Genomic DNA, 19,814 nt, shown 5'->3' on the forward strand with positions numbered 1-19,814 from the left:
GCGGCGGGAGGACCTATCATGGCGGCGAGAACGTCCAGGAAAGGCTGTCGTGGATCCCACCGTCACACCGAACGATGTCTACCATGCGACCGCGGAGGACGAGACCTTCCTCACCACGGTCCAGGAGGTCACGTCCGCGGCGGCCGGACGGAGGCTGGCCGACCGCCCGGACGTCGTCCACAGCGCCCGCGGGTACGCCCTGATCAACGACGGTCTGACCCCGCACGAGGCGATGGTCGAGGATCTGCTGTTCGTCCGGGACGCCCTGGACCGGGCCGGCATCTCGTTCCTGCTGGTGCGCGGCAACGACGCGCGGCCGGTGATCGCGGTGCCGTGGACGGAGCGGAAGGCCCTGCGCGAGGCCCTCGTCGCGGCGTGCACCGACGAGCCCTTCTACTCGGTGACCGTCGACGCCCGGAAGGACCGATCGCTGCTGGTCGGCGACGGGAAGCTGACCGAGAGCACGAGGGCGCGCATGTTCCGGCTCTACCGGCCGCGAGTCGTCCCCCACGGCGGCCTGCTCTACGGGCACGAGACCGGCGTCCAGATCGAGTTGTGGAAATGGGAGGGGGAGACCCTCCAGCTGCCGATCGAGAACTCCGTCACCCGGCGCACGCTGCCGGCCGACGAGGCGGTCCGCGGCACGGTCGAGCGGTTCGGCCGGACGTGGCCGACGATCGAGAACATGTTCGCGGACCACGCGACGGACATCGACTTCCCGATTGACATCGTCTTCTCCTGGGTCAACGGCTCCGACACGGACCTGCTGGCCCGCCGCGCGTCCTACCTGCCCGGGGTCGTCCACGGTGAGGGTGATGCCGCGGAGGCACGGTATCGGCAGATCGACGAGCTGCGGTACGCGCTGCGTTCCGTGCACATGTTCGCGCCCTGGATCCGGCGCATCTTCCTGTGCACGGACTCGGCACTGCCGGAGTGGCTCGACCCGGAGCATCCCGCGATCACCGTGGTCCGCGCGGCCGACCACTTCGCCGACCCGTCGGTGCTGCCGGTGTTCAACTCCCAGGCCATCGAGGCGCAGTTGCACAACATCGAGGGACTGAGCGAGTACTTCCTCTACTCCAACGACGACATGTTCTTCGGCCGGCCGGTCAGCCCTGACCTGTTCTTCTCCCCCGGCGGGATCACGAAGTTCATCGAGGCGAGCACCCGGATCGGCCTGGGCGACAACCACCTGGACCGTTCCGGGTTCGAGAACGCGGCGCGGGTGAACCGCCGGCTGCTCTACGAGAGGTTCGGGCGGATCACCACCCGGCACCTCGAACACACGGCCGCACCGCTGCGCAAGAGTGTGCTGCGGGAGATGGAGCAGGAGTTCAGCGCCGAGTTCGCGGAGACCGCCGCCAGCCGGTTCCGGGCCAAGGACAACATCTCGGTCACCAACTCGCTGTACCACTACTACGCGCTGCTGACCGGTCGGGCGGTGACCAAGATCGGCGCCAAGGTGAAGTACGTGGACACCACCGTGCCCAGTGGGCTGAACCGGTTGGACAAGCTGCTGCGTAAACGCAACCAGGATTTCTTCTGCCTCAACGACGGCTCGTTCCCGGAGGTGAGCGCGGCGGAGCGGCAGGAGCGGGTGACGGACTTCCTCACCCGGTACTTCCCGATCCCGGCTCCCTGGGAGAAGACCGGGCAGCAGGCCGCGCAGAAGGGATCAGCGGGCTGAGGCCAGGGCCGGCGTCGCCGGGGTGCTGCTGGTCTGGTGACCGGCGGCGCTGAGCCGCCGGGCGACCTCCTCGGCGTCCACCCGCTCGCCGACCAGGTCGCCTCCGGCCGCGGGGACGACCGTGTGCAGCACGGTGCCCGGGTAGACGTGCACCATGTTGTAGGTCTGGGCGCCGTCCCGACCCATGGTCGGCCGGATACCGCTCGCGGCGTCGACGGGCCGGGTCAGGTCCTGCGTGTAGCAGGTCGCCGATGCCACGGACACCGGGATGCCGGCGAAGGTCGCGGTCGTCGAGTAGTGCAGGTGACCGGCGAGGATGGACCGGACGTCGCTGCCGCGCACGACGTCGGCCAGCCGGGACTGACCGCGCAGCTCGACGAGGGCGGCCAGGTTCTGCACGCACGGGACCGGTGGGTGGTGCATGGCCAGCAGGGTGCCGTCCGGGGCGGGCACGGCCAGTTCGCCGGCGAGCCAGCGCAGCTGGTCGTCGGAGAGTTCACCGTGGTGGTAACCGGGCACGGTGGTGTCCAGCACGATGATCCGCAGGCCGCCGATCCAGTGCACCTCGTCCAGCGGCTCACCGGTCCGGGCGTCGCCCCGCAGGTACTCGCGCAGGTTCGCGCGGTCGTCGTGGTTGCCCATCACCCAGATCATCCGGGTGCCCAGGCTCGCGGCCACGGGGTCGACCAGGGCGCGCAGGGCCGCGTAGGCGTCGGCCTCACCGTGGTCGGCCAGGTCCCCGGTCACGACGATGGCGTCCGGAGAACCCCCGGCCGCGCGAATCTGCTCGAACACCCCCCGGGTCCTCGCCTCGGCGTCGAGGACGCCGCCGACGCGGCCCTCGGCCCGCAGGTGGGTGTCGCTGACGTGCAACAGGAAACAGGAAGGATCGGGGTGTTCGGACCGGATCGTGGTCATCGGTCGGCTCTCTCGTGAGACGGTGCTGCCTGGCGTTCCCGGGTTCGACCCGGCCGACGATCCTTCACGTGAGCCGAACCGAACGGTCGGTGACGACGCCAGTCAACAAGTCTGATGCGGCCTCCGCGTGAATGTCCAGTGAACGCGCCGTGAGGTGAGCGGTTCGAGCAGATGTCGCCGTTCCCGCCACCTCGGTCGAAGACAGCTCAGGCGAAGGCCGAGATGCCGGTCGCGGCCCGGCCCACGATCAACGTGTTGATCTCGTAGGTGCCCTCGTAGGTGTGCAGCACCTCGACGTCGGCGAAGATCTTGGCCATCTCGTGGTCGCTGAGGATGCCGTTGCCGCCGAGCAGGTTCCGGCCGAGCGAGAGGCTCTCCCGGGTGAGCCGGGTGATCGTGGATTTCGCCAGCGCCGCCTGCGGCATGGTCAGCCGTCCCTCCGCCTGGGTACGGGCGATCTGCGTCATCATCCCGAGGCTCAGGGTGAGGTTGCCGAACATCTCCGCGAGCGAGGCCTGCACCAGCTGGAACGCGCCGAGGGGACGGCCGAACTGCCGGCGGTCCAGGGCGTGCGAACGGGCGATGTCGACGGCGGCGAGCTGGGCGCCGACGGCCTGCCACCCGACCCAGGCACGCGAGTCGCACAGCAGTCGATTGGCCGCCGCGAAACCGTGCGCCCCGGGCAACCGGTTCGCCTCGGGCACCCGCACGTCGTCGAAGGCCAGGTCCGCGTTCTGCATGATGCGCAGGCCGACCTTGTGCTCGATCCGGGTGGCGGTGAAGCCGGGCCGGTCCGCCTCGACGATGAACGCCTTGATCACGCCGTCGGCCTCGTCACGGGCCCAGACGAGCACGACGTCGGCGACCGTGCCGGCCCCGATCCACCGCTTCGCTCCGGAGATCACCCAGGTGTCCCCGTCGCGGCGCGCGGTCGTGGCCAGGCCGCCGGCGATGTCCGATCCGTGCTCGGGCTCGGTCAGGGCGAAGGCGCCGAGCGTGGTGAAGCGGGAGAGTCCGGGGATCAGCCGGTCGCGCTGCTCGGGTGAGCCGAGGGCTTCGATCATGCCCACCACGAGCTCGTTGTGGATGCCGACGAACGCGGACAGGGACAGGTCGGCCCGGGCGATCTGCGCGTGCAGCAACCCGATGAACAGCTCGCTACCGGACTGCCGCAGGTTCCCGTAGCCCCGTTCGCCCAGTTCGGCGATCAGGTCGCGGGGGAACTCGTCGCGCTGCCAGGGCCCGACGCTCGCCGGGCGGATCCGCTCCTGCAGCCAGGCGGTCGCCTCGGCCAGCCTGGCCTGCTCGCTCGCGCTCAGAGCGGCCGCGACGTCGAGAACGTCCAGCGGGAGCAGCTGCGGCGCAGCCGGAGCACCGACCGGGGCCGCCGATGACGGACGGGACGCGGTGGGCGTGGTTGGCCCGGCGGATCCGCTCGGCGCGGGGCCGGAGAGCGAAGGGTCGACGGGGGTGATGGCGGGGGTGACGATGGGGCGCACGGAGCGGCTCCTCGGTGTGGAGACAGGGGGTACGGCCGAACCAGCGGGAGTCTGGTCGAGACTTCCACATGGTTGGATGTCCAAGTATAGTGCGCTGTGACCTGAATCACGAGTATGGCCCTGAACGGAGGCGTATGAACGCCGTATCCGACCCCACGCCGACCGACTCGACCGCGCGGTTCCGCGCCGCGCGGGATCGCCTGCTCGAGCTGCGGGAGGACGTCGACGCCGCGAACGCCGCTTTCAGCTGGCCCCGGTTCGAGCAGTTCAACTTCGCCCTCGACTGGTTCGACGCCGTCGGCGCCGGCGAGCGGGGGGACACCGACGCGCTGGTCATCGTCGAGGAGGACGGCAGTGCCGCCCGCTGGTCGTGGGCCGAGCTGTCCCGGCGATCCGCGCAGGTGGCGACCTGGCTGCGGGAGCAGGGCGTGCAGCGCGGCGACCGGATGATCCTGATGCTCGGCAACCGGGTCGAGCTGTGGGAGCTCATGCTGGCCGGGATCAAGCTCGGCGTGGTGCTCATCCCCACGACGACGCAGCTGGGTCCGGCCGATCTGACCGACCGGGTGCAGCGGGGCCGCGCGCGGTGGGCCGTGGCCGCGGCCGACGACGCCGCCAAGTTCGACCATGTGCCCGGGGACTACCGCGTCATCCAGATCGACGGAGCCCCGGCGTCGGACCGGTTGGACTACGCGGACGCCCGCACGGCTTCCGAGCGTTTCGTCCCGGACCAGCCGACCGGCGCCGACGAGCTGCTGCTGCTCTACTTCACCTCCGGCACCACGTCGAAGGCGAAGCTGGTGGAGCACACGCACACTTCCTACCCGGTGGGGCACCTGTCGACCATGTACTGGATCGGGCTGGAGCCCGGCGACGTGCACCTGAACGTGGCGTCCCCGGGGTGGGCCAAGCACGCCTGGTCCAACGTGTTCGCGCCGTGGATCGCCGAGGCCACGGTGTTCATCTACAACTACTCCCGGTTCGATCCGGTCGCGCTGATGGCGGCCATGGACCGGTATCGGGTGACGAGCTTCTGTGCCCCGCCCACGGTGTGGCGGTACCTGATCCAGGCCGACCTGAGCCAGCTGGCCACGCCGCCGCGGAAGCTGGTCTCGGCCGGCGAACCGCTGAACGCGGAGGTGATCGACCGGGTTGCCGCCGCGTGGGGGCAGACCATCCGCGACGGCTTCGGGCAGACCGAGACGACCGTGCAGGTGGGCAACCCGCCGGGCCGGCGGCTGACGATGGGCGCGATGGGCCGGCCGCTGCCGGGCTACGACGTCGTCCTGGTGGACCCCGCGACGGGTGCCGAGGCCGAGGAGGGCGAGCTGTGCCTGCGCCTGGACCCGCGACCGGTCGGCCTGATGCGCGGGTACCACGGCGATCCGGAGCGCACGGCCGACGCGTTCCGGGACGGGGTCTACCACACCGGGGACATCGCCTCCCGGGACGAGCGGGGCGTCCTGACCTACGTCGGCCGCAGCGACGACGTGTTCAAGTCCAGTGACTACCGGCTCAGCCCGTTCGAGCTGGAGAGCGTGCTGATCGAGCACCCTGCGGTGGCGGAGGCCGCCGTCGTCCCCTCCCCCGACGAATTGCGGCTGTCGGTGCCGAAGGCCTTCGTCACCCTGGTGGCCGGGTACGACGCCGGGCCGGGACTGGCGGAGGACATCCTGCGGCACTGCCGCGAGCACCTGGCCCCGTACCAGCGCATCCGGCGGCTGGAGTTCGCCGAGCTGCCCAAGACGATCTCCGGCAAGATCCGCCGCGTCCAGCTGCGCAGCGCGGAGCTGGCCCGGCACGGATCGGGCGCGTCGGGCTCGACCCCGCCGGAGGGTCTCGGCGTGGAGTACACGGACACCGACTTCCCGTCGCTGCGCGGGCAGCGACCTGCCGGGTCGCCGGGGGGCGGGTCTGCGGGGGACGGGTCTGCGGGTGTCGGGTCGGACGCCGGCTCCGGCGGCGACGCGGGCGGCTCGCTGACGTCCGGCGTCGAAGGGGGCGAGGATGGACCGACCGCTCCCGCGGGATCCGATCGCTGAGGCGCAGCGGAACTGGGCGCGACGCGGCTGGGACAGTGAGGCCGCGCCGATGGCGGCGGTCACCGCCATCATGCGGGTCCAGCAGCTGTTGCTGCAGCGGATCGAGGCGACGCTGCGGCCGTACGCGCTGACGTTCGCCCGGTACGAGCTGCTGACGCTGCTCGCCTTCACCCGCCGAGGGGAACTGGCGATGAGTCGGGCGAGTTCGTTGCTGCAGGTCCACCCCACGTCGGTCACGAACGCGGTGGACCGGCTGCAGACGGCCGGCCTGGTCCACCGGTCGCCACACCCGGTGGACCGGCGCACGACGCTGATCTGCCTCACCGCCGAGGGCCGTGAGCTAGCGCGCCGGGCCACGGAGGCACTGAACCGGGAGGTGTTCAGCGACACCGGGTTCGAGGCCGCCGACGTCGACGCGCTGATCCGCATCCTGGCGCGGTTCCGCCGTCAGGCCGGTGACTTCGCCGAGTGACAACCACCCGTGACCGGCCCTGCCCCGCGACTCGCTCTCCTCCTCCGGTCCTCGCGACCACGGCGGTCCGCAGTGACTGGCGTCAGCGGCGACGGGGCTGACGGTCAGCGGTGGCGGAAGTCCGGCGTCCGCTTCTCGACGAAGGCGGCCATCCCTTCCTTCTGGTCCTCCGTGGCGAAGGCGGAGTGGAAGAGACGCCGCTCGATCTGCACGCCGTGGGTCAGGCCGGTCTCGAACGCCGTGGTGACGGCCTCTTTGGCCAGCATGGCGATCGGCTTCGAGGCGCTCGCGATCTTCCCGGCGACCTCGAGCGCCTCCTCGAGCAGCCGGTCCGCGGGCACGACGCGGGAGACGAGGCGGACGCGCAGGGCCTCCTCGGCGTCGAGCTGTCGCCCGGTGAGGATCATGTCCATCGCGGTCGCCTTGCCCACCGCGTGGGTCAGCCGCTGAGTGCCGCCCATGCCGGGAAGCACCCCGAGGGCGATCTCGGGCTGACCGAACCGGGCGGTGTCGGCGGCGATGATGAGGTCGCACATCATCGCCAGTTCGCAGCCCCCGCCGAGGGCGTAGCCCGAGACGGCGGCCACGAGGGGGATCCGCAGCCGGGTCAGGTCCTCCCAGTGCCGGAACCAGTCGGCGGCGTACATGTCCATGTAGGACTGCGACGCCATTTCCTTGATGTCGGCGCCGGCCGCGAAGGCCTTCGCGGAGCCGGTGATGACGACGGCGCCGATCCCGGGGTCGGCGTCGAAGGCTGTGGCCGCCGCGACGAGCTCGTCCATGGTGGCCTTGTTCAGGGCGTTCAACGCCTTCGGCCGGTCCAAGGTGATCAGGCCGACCCGGTCCCGGGTCTCGACCCGGATGTTGCCCTGGTCGCGTGTCTCCTGCTCGCTCACGGGCTCAGCCTTCCGACCGGTCGCCGTCGGCGGGTGTCCCGGCGGTCGTGCCGGCGGGTGCGTCGGCGGGCGTGCTGGTCGATGCGTCCACCGAGGCGTCCCGGATATCCGTGATGATGCCGGAGAAGTCCCGGGTGCCGCCGTCGCCCGCGGCGAACTGCTCGTAGATGGCGGCCGCGGCGGGCCCGAGCTGGGCGGCGACCCCGGTGCTGCGCACCGCGGCCAGCGCGAGGCCGAGGTCCTTGGCCATCAGGGCGCCGGAGAAGCCGGGCCGGTAGTCGCGGTTGGCCGGGCTGGTGGGCACGGGCCCGGGCACGGGGCAGTTCGTCGTCACCGACCAGCACTGCCCGGAGGCGGTGGAGATGACGTCGTACAGCGCCTGGTGGGTCAGGCCGAGCTTCTCGCCGAGCACGAAGGCCTCGCAGGAGGCGATCATGCTGACGCCGAGGACCATGTTGTTGCAGATCTTCGCGGCCTGGCCGGCGCCGTGGCCACCGCAGTGCACGATCTTCTTGCCCATCACCTCCAGCAGCGGCATGAACTGGGGCAGGTCCGCTTCCTCGGCGCCCACCATGAACGTGAGCGTGCCGGCTTCGGCGCCGACGACGCCGCCGGAGACCGGGGCGTCGGCGCTGCGGTGCCCGGCCGCGAGCGCGGCATCGGCGGCCTCCCGCGACTCCTCGACGGTGATGGTCGAACAGTCCAGGAACAGGGTGTCCGGTTCCGCCGCCGCCAGCAGGCCGGATTCGGCCGGTCCGCCCAGGTAGGCACGCAACAGGTGCGCCCCGCTCGGGAACATGGTCAGCACGATGCGGGCGCCGGCGGCCGCGTCGAGGGCGCTGTCCGCGGTGGGAATGCCGGCGGCGCGGGCGGCGTCGAGCGCGGCGGGGACGACGTCGTACCCGACGACGTCGTGGCCGGCGGCGACCAGGTTGGCGGCCATCGGCAGACCCATGTGCCCGAGCCCCAGGAAGGCGATCCGGCCGGTGCCGGGGGCCGCGCCGGCGGAGCCGGTGGCGGCGGTCTCGTCTGCGGCCGCCTCGTCCGAAGGGGTCGGCGTGGTGTCGGTCATGATGCGTCCTCCGTTGCCGTGCCGGCGGTGGTGGAGCCGGCGGTTACCGGTCCGGCGGCTGGCGCCGGGTCGCTGGAAAGGTTCGGGTCGTGCCGGTTCGGGTCGTGCAGGTCCAGGTCGTGCAGGTCCAGCTCCGCCGTGCCCAGCGGCGCGAAGCAGGCCGCGACCGCGGCAGGATCCACATCCGCCAGGGTCGCCGGATCCCAGTGCGGGGTGCGGTCCTTGTCGATCACCTGCGCACGGACACCCTCGGGGAAGTCGTGTCCCTGCAGCAGCCGCACACCCACCCGGTACTCGTCCACCAGGACCTGCTCCAGCCGATCCGCGCGTCCGGCCCGGCGCACGCCCTCGAGCGTCACGGCCACGGACGTCGGGGACTTCTCCCTGATGGTCGCCGCGGCCTCGGCCGCGTCCGCATGGCCCGCGGCGCCGAGCTCGTCCAGCCGGGCCACGATCCCGGTCGCAGTGTCGCGCCCGTACGCGTCGTCGATCCACGCCCGCGCGGCGGCGAGCGCCGAGGGCGGGACGGGGTCGACGGCGAACCGGGCGACGACGTCGTCGGCGGCCTCCGTCTCCAGGGCGGTGGCGACCGCGTCGAGGTCCGCGGCGTCGACAAGGCGGTCGGCGAGCCCAAGGTGCAGGGCGTCGGCGGCGTCCAGGTGGGCGCCGGTGAGCGCCGCGTGCAGACCCGCGCCCCCGGGAACCCGGGAGAGCAGCCAGGTACCGCCGACGTCGGGCGCGAAACCGATCGTCGTCTCCGGCATCCCGCTGCGGGTCCGCTCGGTGACCAGCCGGTGACTGCCGTGCGCGGAGACCCCGATCCCCCCGCCGAGCACCAGACCGTCCATGAAGGCGACGTAGGGCTTCGGGTACGCCGCGATCATGGCGTTGAGCAGATACTCCCGGGCCCAGAACCGTTCACTGGCGGACGTGTCCCGCGTACCCGGGGGTGAATCGCCCGCCGTCATGTCGCGGTAGATGGCGACGATGTCCCCACCGGCGCACAGGCCGCGCTCCCCCGCGCCGCGCACGAGCACCTGGTCGACGGCGTCGTCGTCACGCCAGGCCTGCAGCGCCGCGATCATCAACTCCACCATCTCGGTGGTCAGGGCGTTGACGGCGCGCGGCCGGTTCAAGGTGATGGCCCCGAGCCGGCCGCGGACGGCGGTGAGGACCGGCGGCTCGGCGGGCTCGAGAGTCTGCGCAGGAGAGGACGGCACCGTCATCAGCTGCCCTCGGGCATCACGAAGCTCGCGCCCGCCCGGATCCCGGAGGGCCAACGGGTGGTGACCGTCTTGGTCTTGGTGTAGAACCGGAAGGCGTCGGCGCCGTGCTGGTTCAGATCACCGAACCCGGACGCCTTCCACCCACCGAACGTGTAATACGCGATCGGCACGGGGATCGGCACGTTGACGCCGACCATGCCGACCTGCACGCGGGAGGAGAAATCACGGGCGGCGTCACCGTCCCGGGTGAAGATCGCCACCCCGTTGCCGAACTCGTTCTCGCTGGGCAACCGGAGGGCCTCCTCGTAGTCCGCGGCCCGGACCACGGACAGCACCGGACCGAAGACCTCCTCGCGGTAGAGCGCCATCTCGGGCCGGACCCGGTCGAACAGCGTCGGCCCGACCCAGAAGCCGCCGTGGAAACCCTCGACGGTGCGACCGCGGCCGTCGGCCACCAGTTCGGCGCCCTCGTCGATGCCGGTGGCGATGGCTGCCTCGATCCGCTCCTTCGCCGCCGCACTGATCACGGGGCCGAAGTCGACGTCGGGCGCGGTCGCCTCGCCGACGCGCAGCCCGTCGATCCGCTCCTTGAGCCGGGCGACGAGGGCGTCCGCGGTGCGCTCGCCGACCGGCACGGCCACCGAGATGGCCATGCAGCGTTCCCCGGCCGAGCCGTAGCCGGCGCCGATCAGGGCGTCGACGGCCATGTCCAGGTCCGCGTCCGGAAGGATCACCATGTGGTTCTTGGCGCCGCCGAAGCACTGGGCGCGCTTGCCGTTGGCGGCCGCGTGCGCGTAGATGCTCTGGGCGATGGGCGTCGAGCCGACGAAGCCGACGGCCTCGACCCGCGGGTCGTCCAGCAGGGCGTCGACCGCGACCTTGTCGCCGTTGACGACGCTGAACACACCGTCCGGCAGACCGGCCTCGGTGAACAGCTCGGCCAGCCGCAGCGGCACGGACGGGTCCCGCTCGGACGGCTTGAGCACGAACGCGTTGCCGGCGGCCAGCGCCGGGCCCGCCTTCCACAGCGGGATCATCGCGGGGAAGTTGAACGGGGTGATGCCGGCGACGACGCCGAGCGGCTGGCGCAGCGAGTGGACGTCGATACCGGTGCCCACGTTGTCGGAGAACTCGCCCTTGAGCAGATGCGGTGCGGCGCCGGCGGAGAACTCCACCACCTCGATGCCCCGGGCGATGTCGCCCTTCGCGTCGGCCAGGGTCTTGCCGTGCTCCGCGGACAGCAGTGCGGCGAGCTCGTCGACGTGCTCGTTGACCAGGTCGACGAACCGCAGCAGGATGCGCCCGCGTCGCTGCGGGTTGGTGGCGGCCCAGGCCGGCTGCGCGGCGGCGGCGACATCGACGATCGCGGCGACCTCACCGGCGTCCGCCAGCGGGACACGGGACGTCACCTCTCCCGTGGCGGGGTTGTGGACGTCGCCGAAACGGCCGGACATGCCGGCCCGGTGGGCACCGCCGCTGTAGTGGGTGAGATCGCGGGTCACCGGAACTCCTTCGCATCGAATATCAGAGGAACGCGGAACGCCGCTCGGGATCGGAGCCGGATGTGATCCACGTCTCCAGCGAGAATACTCGGACATCCTAGTAATTGGCCAGCAGGGGACGAGCGGGGCCTTGGTACGTTGGTGCGGTGAGGATCGCGACTTGGAACGTCAACTCCCTGCGGGCCCGCGCCGATCGGGTGGAGGCGTGGCTGGACCGCTCCGACGTGGACGTGCTGGCCCTGCAGGAGACCAAGTGCCGGGACGAGAACTTCCCCTGGGACCTGTTCGAACGCAAGGGCTACGCGGTCGCTCACGCCGGGGTCAACCAGTGGAACGGGGTGGCGATCGCGTCCCGTGTCGGGCTGGACGACGTCGAGCGCAGCTTCGCCGGCCAGCCGGCGTTCGGCAAGGAGGGCGCGGAGGCCGTGCAGGAGTCGCGAGCGATCGCGGCCACCTGCGGCGGTGTCCGGGTGTGGAGCCTCTATGTGCCCAACGGTCGCGACCGGAACGACCCGCACATGCAGTACAAGATCGAGTGGCTCACGGCGCTGAAGGACCAGGCGGCCGGGTGGATCGCCGAGGATCCCGACGCCCAGGTGGCCCTGGTCGGCGACTGGAACGTCGCCCCCCGGGACGAGGACGTGTGGGACATCGAGCTGTTCGAGCGCGAGGAATCGACCCACGTCAGCGCCCCCGAGCGGGCCGCCTTCACCGCGTTCGAGGGCGCCGGGTTCACCGACGTCGTCCGCCCGTTCACTCCCGGGCCCGGGGTGTACACGTACTGGGACTACAAGCAGCTGCGGTTCCCGCGTCGGGAGGGCATGCGCATCGACTTCATCCTGGCCTCCCCCGCCCTCGCCGCCCGCGTCACCGGCGCTTCCATCGACCGGCAGGAGCGGAAGGGCAAGGGCGCATCGGATCACGCGCCGGTGGTGGTGGAGCTGGCGTGAGCGCCGGTCTACGCTGACCCCATGGTCGGCATCGTGGCGATCGGCGGGACGTACGACGTCGCCGTCGGGCTGCCCTTCCAGTCGCACCTGCGGGTGTACGAGCCGTTGCACGCCTTCGAGCCGCACGGGTTGGTCGGGGCTGCCGAGGACCCGGCGGCCGCCGACCGGATGGACATGCTGGCGTCCCTGGCCCGGGCCTGCGAACCGCGCTACCAGCCGTTCCCGGTCGGCCCGGAGCACGTCCGTGCCCTGGACGTCACGGACGGCGCCGGGACGACGCACCGGTTGTTCAATCCCGGCCAGCTCGGGGTCCGGGCACTGCTGGCCGCCGAGAAGCTCGGCAACGCCGTCTCCACCGACCTGGCCGAACTGGTGGTGCCCGGCGAGGCGCTCGAACGGCATCTGGACGACCTGCGGACCTCCGACGGGACCGATCGACTGCACACCCGGACCGCCACGTGGGGGGTTCCCCTGTCCTGGTTCGCGCTGTTCAGCGACGAGGACCCCGTTCAGGTGTTCAGTGCGGACGGGCGGATCCGCAACTGCCGCCTGTGCGCGGGTATCGGCGAGGCACGCGACCGCGTGCAGTTCGCGGCGACCAGTCTGGCGGCGGTGGTCCCGGAGATGGATCTGCTCGGTGAGCTCGCCGAACTCGCCGAGTGGCTGGACGGGTTCGACGACGGCGCCGCGGTGGCGCTGGACTACGGGCAGGTGGCGGAGGCCGTCTACCCCGACGACTCCCCCTCCGACCTACGGCTGGGCATCGAATGCCTGGCGGACGGGGACATGACCGGGGCGGCCGCCGCCTACCGACGGCTGGCCGGCCGTTGGTTGCCGATCAAGCAGCTCGCTCGCGCGTCCTGACCCGGCGTCCCGATTCCGGTGCTGCCGGTGCCGGGGCGCTCAGGCGGGCTGGACGCGGGCACCCGATGTGGCCGCGGTGAGCATCGGCGCCGGCCCGGTGCTGCGGCGGATCACCAGTTCGTGTGCTTCCGGGCCGGGCTGGGCGGCCGGGACACGCCCGTCGCCCTCCAGCTCGCCCAACAACAGGGCCGCGGCCCGCTCGCCCGCCGCGACCGGGTCCTGCCGGATCGTCGTCAACCCGAAGACGCCGGCGAACTCGTGATCGTCGATGCCGATCACCGACAGGTCCTCCGGCACCCGCAGACCGGCCTCCGCCGCGGCCAGCAGCGCGCCGAACGCCATCTCGTCCGAGGAGGCGACGATCCCGGTCGGTCGCGTCCCGGGCGCCCGGTCGAGCACGCGGGCCACCGTGGCCTTGGCCGAGTCCGCCGTGTAGTCACCGAACACCGTCGCCTCGGGGCCCGCGCCCAGACCCGCGGCTTCCATCGCGTCGCCGAAGCCGGCCGCCCGCAGCCGCGGGACGGAGAACTCGATACCGAACGAGCCCCCGCCGGCCAGGTGCACGATCCGCTCGTGGCCGAGACCGATCAGGTGGTTCGTCGCGTCCCGGACCGCGGCACGGTCGTCGATGCTGATGTGCCGGCACCCTTCGACGGGTCCGCCGACGACGATCACCGGTTGCTCCAGCGCGTGCAGCGCAGTGAGCTCGTCATCGGTCAGGGCCATGCAGAGCACCACCAGCCCGTCGATCCGCTTGCGCAGCATGGACCGGTGGAAGACGCGGTCCCGGTTGGTGCCGTGGCCCCCGAGGCTGTACAGGTCGAGGTCGTAATCGCGGGCCCGCAGCTGCCGGTCCACCCCTTCGATGGCGGAGGCGAAGAACCACCGGTGCACCACCGGAACGAGCACCCCGATGGCCATGTTGCGCCCGGTCGCCAGGCCGGCCGCTGAGGACGAGGCCACATAGCCCATGGCGTCCGCGATCGCCAGGACACGGTCCCGGGTGCTGGGTGAGACACCGGAACGACCACGGAGGGCGCGGGAGACCGTGGCGGTGGAGACACCCGCACGCGCCGCGACCTGGTCGATGCTGGGCATGATGCCGAACCTTCTGCGTGAGACCGGACGGTGAAAGGAAAACGGTGCGTCGTCAGGACGGGCGGCGTCGGGCCTCCACCCGGGGGAGGCGGCGTCGCAGCCGCCAGAGCGCCACGACGACGCCCGCCAGCAGGACCGCTCCGACGAACCACGTCCAGGACGGCTGGCCGCTCGCGGCCGTGTAGACGCCGATGCCGGCGACGGCGAGGACGGCGAAGGCGAGGAAGCCGATCACCGCTTCCAGGTGCTCGGCGATCCGCACCCGGCGCAACTGATCCTCCGCGTCGAGCTCGTCCTCGTCATCGTCGTACCGCATGCCGATCGTGCTGCCGTGGGCTCTACTTCACGCCGCCGGCCGTGAGGCCGTCGACGATCCGCCGCTGGAAGATCAGCACCAGGATGACCAGCGGGATGGTGACGATCGTGCCCGCCGCCATCACCGTCGTGTATGGCTCCTGCCTCGGGATCGCTCCGGCGAAGTAGGCGATCGCGACCGTGACGGTGCGGGTGGCCTCGTTCGAGAGCTGGCTGGCGATCAGGAACTCGTTCCAGGCCGAGATGAACGCCAGGATCGCCGTGGTGAAGACCGCCGGCGCAGCCAGCGGCATGATCACCTTCCGGAACGCCTCCCCCGGCGTGCACCCGTCCATCCGCGCCGCCTCCTCCAGTTCCCACGGCATCTCGCGGAAGAAGGAGGTGAGTGTGTACACGGTCAGCGGCAGGACGAACGAGATGCTCGGGATGATCAGCGCCTGATACGTGCCGATCCATCCGATCCTGGTGAACAACTGGAACAGGGGGGTCACCAGAGCCACACCGGGGAACATCGAGGCGCCCAGGATGAAGCCGAGGATGAGGAACTTGTTCCGGAAGTTCAGCCGGGCCAGTGCATAGGCGGCGAACACGCCGACCACCAAGGAGATCAGCGTCGTCACCGTGGAGACGAACAGGCTGTTGCCGAGCGCGAGCAGGAAGCGGTTGCCGGTGCTCTCGTCGAACGCGGCCCGGAAGTTGTCCAGGGTCACGTGCGTCGGCCACGGCGTGTTGTCGAACGTGAAGTTCACGTCCCGGAACGCCGTCACCACCATCCAGTAGAAGGGAGCGAGGCACCACAACAGGATGATCACCGCACTGATGTAGGTGCGGATGTTCGCCCACCGGTCCCGCCGGCTGGCACTGTTGTTGGGGATCTGGGCCTGTGCGGCTTCTCCGGCCACGGGCCCTGCGACGGCGGTCATGCTGCTGCCACCTTCTTCCGTTTCCGACGCTTCGGGCCGGCGCCCGCGACGACGTTGGCCCCGAGGAATTTCACGAAGATGAACGCCACCAGGAAGATGATGACGAACGTGATGGTCGACAGCGCCGCAGCGCTGTTCACGCCGGCGCGCATCTGTTGGATCACCAGGATGGACAGCGTCGTGGTGCCGTTCGCGCCGCCGGTCAGGATGGCCGGCAGGTCGTACATCCGCAGCGCGTCCAGCACGCGGAACAGGATCGCGACCATCAGGGCCGGCTTCACCAGCGGCAGCGTGATCTGGGTGAACCGCTGCCACGCGGAGGTGCCGTCCACCTTGGCCGCCTCGTACACCTCGGCCGGGATCAGTTGCAGACCGGCGAGGATGAGCAGCGCCATGAACGGCGTCGTCTTCCACGTGTCGGCGATGATGATGGCCCAGCGGGCCGGCCACTCGCTGCCGGTCCAGAGGATGGTCTGGCCGATCAGGTTGTTGAGGATGCCGTCGGCCGCGAAGATGAAGTACCACAGCTTCGCCGTGACGGCGGTCGGAATGGCCCACGGCACGAGCACCGCCGCGCGGAGCAGCCCGCGGCCTTTGAACTTGCGGGCCATGATGGTCGCCATCCAGAAGCCGAGCACGGTCTCCAGGGCTACCGTGACGATGGTGAAGAGGAAGGTGACGCCGGTCGCCGTCCAGAACTGGCCGCCGATGCTGCCGTCCGGACACGTGAAGGCACCCGCCCCGGGCGGGCACTGCTGGAGCAGCCACGTGGTGTAGTTGTCGAAGCCCGCCGGCCCGCCGGCCACGAAGAGGCCGGTCGCCGGGTCGAGGCCCTGGTCCTTCTGGAAGGACAAGGTGATGGCGCTGATGATCGGGTAGAGGATCACCACGGCCAGCAGGACGAGGGTGGGGGCGAGCAGCATCGTCGCCTGGCGACTGTTGGTCTTCTCCGCTCGCTCCTCGAGCGGCTCGGGCGCCGTGCCGCCGCCGTTCAGATCCGTCTCGTTCACTACCGTCGACATGGTGCCTCCTTTCCTGTTGACCCGGTCGGAGCGGGGTCATGGAAGTGGTGGTGCGAGGAAGTGCCGGGGGCGGGACCGGTCCGATCCGTGCCCGCCCCCGGCGTCGATCACTGGGAGCCGGCTGTGGCGGCCGTGAGTGCCTTGTTCATGTCGTCGAGCGCGGTGTTGACATCCTTCTCGCCCTTGATCGCCGCGTACGCGTTGTCCTGGATCGCCTTGGTCACGGCGGGGTAGAACGGCGTCACCGGCCGCGGCACGGCGTTGTCGATCGACGTCTTCAGCACCGGCAGGTACGGCAACTCCTTGACCGTGGCCGCGTCGGAGTAGAGGGAGGCGAGCACCGGGGCGAGGGAGCCGTTGACGGCGAACGCCCTCTGCTGTTCCTCACTGGTCACGAACGTGAGGAAGTCCTTGGCGGTGGCCTTGTTCTTCGAATACACGCTGATCGCGGAGCTGTGGCCGCCGAGCGCGGAGGCGCCGGTGCCGTCCTTGCCGGGTAGTGGCGCCATGCCGAACTTGTCGGCGACCTTGGAGCCCTGGCCTTTGAGCAGGTTGTACACATACGGCCAGTTGCGCAGGAACAGCAGCTTGCCGTCCTGGAAGGCGGCGCGGGACTGCTCCTCCTGGAAGGTGATGGCCTCCTTCGGGATGTTGCCGTTCTTGTAGGCGTCGGCCAGGTTCTGCAGGCCCTGCTGGGCCTCGGGCGAATTCACCGCCGGCTTGCCCTGGTCGTCGAGAATCTTGCCCCCGGCGGAGTTGATCGCCTCGGCGGTGTTGACGGTGAGGCCCTCGTACTTGGCGAACTGGCCGGCGTAGCAGCCGATGTTGTTCTTCTTGGCGACCGAGCACATGCCCATCATCTCGTCCCACGTCTTCGGCGGGGTCGGCACCAGATCCTTGCGGTACCAGAGGATGCCGCCGTCCGAGGACTGCGGGGCCGCGAACAGCGTGTTGTTGTAGGTCGCGGCCTTGACCGTCGACGGGATCATCTTGGACGTGTCGAGGGCCAACGAGTCCTTGAGGGGTTGCAGCCAGCCCTTGGCCGCGAACTCCGCGGTCCAGACCACGTCGACGCTGACGACGTCATAGTTGGGGTTCTTCACCTGGAAGTTCTTGACCAGGTCGTCGCGCTGCTGGTCCGCGTTGTCGGACTGCTCCTTGAACGTGACCTTCTCGTTCGGGCGCATCGCGTTCCACTTGGCGATCATCGGGGCGACGACGTTGGAGTTGTCCTTGCCCTGCACGTACGTGATCGGGCCGCGTCCCTCCATGTTGGCGGCCGCATCGCTGTTCTGCTGCTGCCCCCCGCCGGAGCTGGACCCGCCACCCCCGCAGGCGGCAAGGAAGAGCGCCAGGGCACTCACCGCCGCCAGCGGGACGATCTTCTTTCGCTTTCCCATTCCGGTTCTCCTCATCGAGACGTGTCACGAACGGACGGCCCGTCGGCACCAGTGACGTGCGTCATAGTAGTAAGACCGCGGCGACGACCGCAAGCGCTTACGCCCGTGAGAGAGTGGGTGGCGCCGAATCGTTACCGATCGCCCTGTTGACCAGCTGAACCCTGGAGAAGAACTCGTGACCCTCGAACCCGCCCCGGCCGACACCCGGACCGCCCCGTGGTGGGCCGACGCCGTCATCTACCAGGTGTATCCCCGCTCCTTCGCCGACGCGGACGGGGACGGGATGGGCGACCTGCCCGGCATCACGGCCCGACTGGACCACCTCGCACGGCTCGGCGTCGACGCCCTGTGGCTCTCCCCGTTCTACCTGTCCCCGCAGCACGACGCGGGCTACGACGTCGCGGACTACCGTCAGGTCGATCCCCGGTTCGGCACTCTCGCCGACTTCGACGCCCTGCGGGAGAAGGCTGACGCCCTGGGTATCCGCACCATCGTCGACCTGGTGCCCAACCACACCTCGAGCGAGCACGTCTGGTTCCAGCAGGCCCTCGCGTCGGCGCCCGGCTCCCCCGAACGGGACCGGTACCTCTTCCGGGACGGGCGCGGGCCCGATGGCGCGGAACCGCCCAACAACTGGACGTCCGTCTTCGGCGGACCGGGCTGGACCCGGGTGCCCGACGGCCAGTGGTACCTGCATCTCTTCGACGTCACCCAGCCGGACCTGAACTGGCACAACCGGGAGGTGGTGGCCGAGTTCGACGACGTCCTCCGGTTCTGGCTGGACCGCGGCGTCGCCGGTTTCCGGGTCGACGTCGCGCACGGCCTGGTCAAACACCCCGACCTGCCGGACTGGGACGGACACACCGCGATGGTCGAGGGCACCACGCGCGCGGACGGGGCCGACCCGATCGAGGAGCACGTACCCGCGCCGATGTTCGACCAGGACGGCGTGCACGAGATCTACCGGCACTGGAACGAGGTGCTCGCCGAGTACGACGGGGACCGGATGATGGTCGCCGAGGCGTGGGTCGAACCCGCCCCGCGGCTGGCGAAGTACGTCCGGCCCGACGAGATGCAGCAGGCCTTCAACTTCGAGTTCCTGATCGAGGGGTGGGACGCGGCGGGGATGGCCCGCGCGGTCGAGAACGTGATGAGCGCGAACGAGGCGGTCGGCGCGCCCACCACGTGGGTGTTGTCCAACCACGACGTCGTCCGGCACGCCAGCCGCTTCGGCCTGGCCGACCCTACCCACCGGCCCCCGGGGATCGGGCCGGACGACGAGCAACCCGACGCCGGTGTGGGCCTGCGCCGCGCCCGCGCCGCGACGCTGGCCATGCTCGCCCTGCCTGGGTCCGCCTACCTCTACCAGGGTGAGGAACTCGGCCTGCCGGAGGCGACGCAGCTGCCGGCCGAGGTGCGGCAGGACCCGACGTTCGTGCGCAGCGGTGGGGCCGAACTCGGCCGTGACGGTTGCCGGGTACCCCTGCCCTGGCAGGCGGGGGCGCCGGCGTACGGCTTCTCCCCCACCGGGGCCAGCTGGCTACCGCAGCCGGCCGCGTTCGCCGACCACGCCGTGGACGTACAGGAGGGGGTGCCGGGCTCCACGCTGGAGTTGTACCGGCAGTTGACGGCACTGCGCCGACAGTTGCGCCTGGGCACCGGCACGATGGCGTGGGCGGACGTGCATGCCCCGGACGAGGGCGTCCTCGCCTTCACCACCGAGGGCGTGCTCGTGGTCCTCAACGCCTCGGGCCGGTCGTTCGAGCTGCCGGCCGGGGCCGAGTTGCTGCTGGCGAGCGTCCCGGACGCCGTCGACGGCGGCGCACTGGCGCCCGACACGGCGGTGTGGCTGCGCCTGCCCTGACAGCCGGCTCCGCCGGCTCCGTCAGTCCCGGTGCCGCTCAGGCACCTGGACAGGCGGCCGAGCC

The 19,814-nt window shown here is 70.8% G+C and carries 17 protein-coding genes; 6 read left to right on the plus strand and 11 right to left on the minus strand.

All coding sequences use genetic code 11. The features are described 5' to 3' along the window. Nucleotides 1-49 precede the first annotated feature (49 nt). On the plus strand, nucleotides 50-1,687 hold the full coding sequence (locus tag BKD30_RS12000; RefSeq protein WP_173893112.1) for a stealth family protein: 1,638 nt from the start codon (nucleotides 50-52) through the stop codon (nucleotides 1,685-1,687). Here BKD30_RS12000 and BKD30_RS12005 read toward each other — a convergent pair. Both BKD30_RS12005 and BKD30_RS12010 read right to left on the minus strand, forming a co-directional pair. Next, nucleotides 1,676-2,605, minus strand: a complete 930-nt coding sequence (locus BKD30_RS12005) for a phosphodiesterase (RefSeq protein ID WP_076704872.1) — start codon at nucleotides 2,603-2,605, stop codon at nucleotides 1,676-1,678. The genes BKD30_RS12000 and BKD30_RS12005 overlap by 12 nt on opposite strands. A gap of 206 nt (nucleotides 2,606-2,811) precedes the next feature. Further along, complete coding sequence (locus BKD30_RS12010) at nucleotides 2,812-3,960, minus strand: acyl-CoA dehydrogenase family protein (protein ID WP_076704994.1); 1,149 nt, start codon at nucleotides 3,958-3,960, stop codon at nucleotides 2,812-2,814. 278 nt (nucleotides 3,961-4,238) lie between these two features. On the opposite strand from BKD30_RS12010, the gene BKD30_RS12015 reads away from it, so the two are divergent. Both BKD30_RS12015 and BKD30_RS12020 read left to right on the plus strand, forming a co-directional pair. Continuing rightward, a complete protein-coding gene (locus tag BKD30_RS12015) occupies nucleotides 4,239-6,146 on the plus strand; it encodes an AMP-binding protein (RefSeq protein WP_218189301.1) in 1,908 nt (635 codons plus the stop codon). Continuing rightward, a complete protein-coding gene (locus BKD30_RS12020; protein WP_076704873.1) occupies nucleotides 6,112-6,618 on the plus strand; it encodes a MarR family winged helix-turn-helix transcriptional regulator in 507 nt (168 codons plus the stop codon). The genes BKD30_RS12015 and BKD30_RS12020 overlap by 35 nt, the downstream gene beginning before the upstream one ends. A 104-nt stretch (nucleotides 6,619-6,722) precedes the next feature. Here the strand turns inward: BKD30_RS12020 and BKD30_RS12025 are convergent, their stop codons facing one another. The 4 genes from BKD30_RS12025 to BKD30_RS12040 are packed head-to-tail and all read right to left on the minus strand — an operon-like array spanning nucleotide 6,723 to nucleotide 11,314. Then, nucleotides 6,723-7,514 carry an enoyl-CoA hydratase gene (locus tag BKD30_RS12025; protein ID WP_076704875.1) on the minus strand — a complete coding sequence of 264 codons (792 nt, stop codon included), beginning with the start codon at nucleotides 7,512-7,514 and terminating at the stop codon, nucleotides 6,723-6,725. Nucleotides 7,515-7,518: 4 nt separating this feature from the next. Beyond that, complete coding sequence (gene mmsB, locus BKD30_RS12030) at nucleotides 7,519-8,586, minus strand: 3-hydroxyisobutyrate dehydrogenase (protein ID WP_083956408.1); 1,068 nt, start codon at nucleotides 8,584-8,586, stop codon at nucleotides 7,519-7,521. Next, nucleotides 8,583-9,812: an enoyl-CoA hydratase/isomerase family protein gene (locus BKD30_RS12035; protein WP_076704877.1), complete on the minus strand. Its 1,230-nt coding sequence runs from the start codon at nucleotides 9,810-9,812 to the stop codon at nucleotides 8,583-8,585. Before BKD30_RS12035 ends, mmsB begins: the two co-directional genes overlap by 4 nt. Continuing rightward, nucleotides 9,812-11,314 (minus strand): CoA-acylating methylmalonate-semialdehyde dehydrogenase, encoded by a 1,503-nt coding sequence (locus tag BKD30_RS12040; RefSeq protein ID WP_076704879.1) that lies wholly within the window; start codon nucleotides 11,312-11,314, stop codon nucleotides 9,812-9,814. The genes BKD30_RS12035 and BKD30_RS12040 overlap by 1 nt, the downstream gene beginning before the upstream one ends. Before the next feature lie 146 nt (nucleotides 11,315-11,460). Between BKD30_RS12040 and BKD30_RS12045 the strand changes: the two genes are divergently transcribed. Then, entirely contained in the window at nucleotides 11,461-12,264 is an 804-nt protein-coding gene (locus tag BKD30_RS12045) for an exodeoxyribonuclease III (protein ID WP_076704881.1), read from the plus strand. 21 nt (nucleotides 12,265-12,285) lie between these two features. Further along, nucleotides 12,286-13,128, plus strand: coding sequence for a hypothetical protein (locus BKD30_RS12050; protein WP_076704883.1), 843 nt, complete (start codon nucleotides 12,286-12,288; stop codon nucleotides 13,126-13,128). A 39-nt stretch (nucleotides 13,129-13,167) separates the two neighbouring features. Here the strand turns inward: BKD30_RS12050 and BKD30_RS12055 are convergent, their stop codons facing one another. The 5 genes from BKD30_RS12055 to BKD30_RS12075 all read right to left on the minus strand — a co-directional run bounded on the left by BKD30_RS12055 (nucleotide 13,168) and on the right by BKD30_RS12075 (nucleotide 17,886). Further along, nucleotides 13,168-14,226 carry a LacI family DNA-binding transcriptional regulator gene (locus BKD30_RS12055; RefSeq protein ID WP_076704885.1) on the minus strand — a complete coding sequence of 353 codons (1,059 nt, stop codon included), beginning with the start codon at nucleotides 14,224-14,226 and terminating at the stop codon, nucleotides 13,168-13,170. A 52-nt stretch (nucleotides 14,227-14,278) separates the two neighbouring features. After that, a complete protein-coding gene (locus tag BKD30_RS12060) occupies nucleotides 14,279-14,542 on the minus strand; it encodes a hypothetical protein (RefSeq protein WP_076704887.1) in 264 nt (87 codons plus the stop codon). Nucleotides 14,543-14,564: 22 nt separating this feature from the next. Beyond that, on the minus strand, nucleotides 14,565-15,464 hold the full coding sequence (locus tag BKD30_RS12065) for a carbohydrate ABC transporter permease (protein ID WP_076704888.1): 900 nt from the start codon (nucleotides 15,462-15,464) through the stop codon (nucleotides 14,565-14,567). Then, complete coding sequence (locus BKD30_RS12070; RefSeq protein ID WP_235861675.1) at nucleotides 15,461-16,387, minus strand: carbohydrate ABC transporter permease; 927 nt, start codon at nucleotides 16,385-16,387, stop codon at nucleotides 15,461-15,463. The genes BKD30_RS12065 and BKD30_RS12070 overlap by 4 nt, the downstream gene beginning before the upstream one ends. Nucleotides 16,388-16,593: 206 nt before the next feature. Next, the gene (locus tag BKD30_RS12075) at nucleotides 16,594-17,886 is read right to left on the minus strand and encodes an ABC transporter substrate-binding protein (protein ID WP_076704890.1); all 1,293 of its coding nucleotides are present in this window, start codon (nucleotides 17,884-17,886) and stop codon (nucleotides 16,594-16,596) included. A gap of 175 nt (nucleotides 17,887-18,061) precedes the next feature. Here BKD30_RS12075 and BKD30_RS12080 point away from each other — a divergent pair, with 175 nt between their 5' ends. Further along, complete coding sequence (locus BKD30_RS12080; protein ID WP_076704892.1) at nucleotides 18,062-19,750, plus strand: glycoside hydrolase family 13 protein; 1,689 nt, start codon at nucleotides 18,062-18,064, stop codon at nucleotides 19,748-19,750. Nucleotides 19,751-19,814: the final 64 nt, after the last annotated feature.

It is taken from the genome of Tersicoccus phoenicis (assembly GCF_001968835.1).
Classification (GTDB): domain Bacteria; phylum Actinomycetota; class Actinomycetes; order Actinomycetales; family Micrococcaceae; genus Tersicoccus; species Tersicoccus phoenicis.

Coding starts and splice junctions, on each gene's coding strand:
- BKD30_RS12005 (WP_076704872.1), bottom strand. CDS start 2,605: ATGACCACGATCCGGTCCGAACACCCCGATCCTTCCTGTTTCCTGTTG.
- BKD30_RS12035 (WP_076704877.1), bottom strand. CDS start 9,812: ATGACGGTGCCGTCCTCTCCTGCGCAGACTCTCGAGCCCGCCGAGCCG.
- BKD30_RS12015 (WP_218189301.1), top strand. CDS start 4,239: ATGAACGCCGTATCCGACCCCACGCCGACCGACTCGACCGCGCGGTTC.
- BKD30_RS12020 (WP_076704873.1), top strand. CDS start 6,112: ATGGACCGACCGCTCCCGCGGGATCCGATCGCTGAGGCGCAGCGGAAC.
- BKD30_RS12050 (WP_076704883.1), top strand. CDS start 12,286: ATGGTCGGCATCGTGGCGATCGGCGGGACGTACGACGTCGCCGTCGGG.
- BKD30_RS12070 (WP_235861675.1), bottom strand. CDS start 16,387: ATGCTGCTCGCCCCCACCCTCGTCCTGCTGGCCGTGGTGATCCTCTAC.
- BKD30_RS12075 (WP_076704890.1), bottom strand. CDS start 17,886: ATGGGAAAGCGAAAGAAGATCGTCCCGCTGGCGGCGGTGAGTGCCCTG.
- mmsB (WP_083956408.1), bottom strand. CDS start 8,586: ATGACCGACACCACGCCGACCCCTTCGGACGAGGCGGCCGCAGACGAG.
- BKD30_RS12065 (WP_076704888.1), bottom strand. CDS start 15,464: ATGACCGCCGTCGCAGGGCCCGTGGCCGGAGAAGCCGCACAGGCCCAG.
- BKD30_RS12060 (WP_076704887.1), bottom strand. CDS start 14,542: ATGCGGTACGACGATGACGAGGACGAGCTCGACGCGGAGGATCAGTTG.
- BKD30_RS12055 (WP_076704885.1), bottom strand. CDS start 14,226: ATGCCCAGCATCGACCAGGTCGCGGCGCGTGCGGGTGTCTCCACCGCC.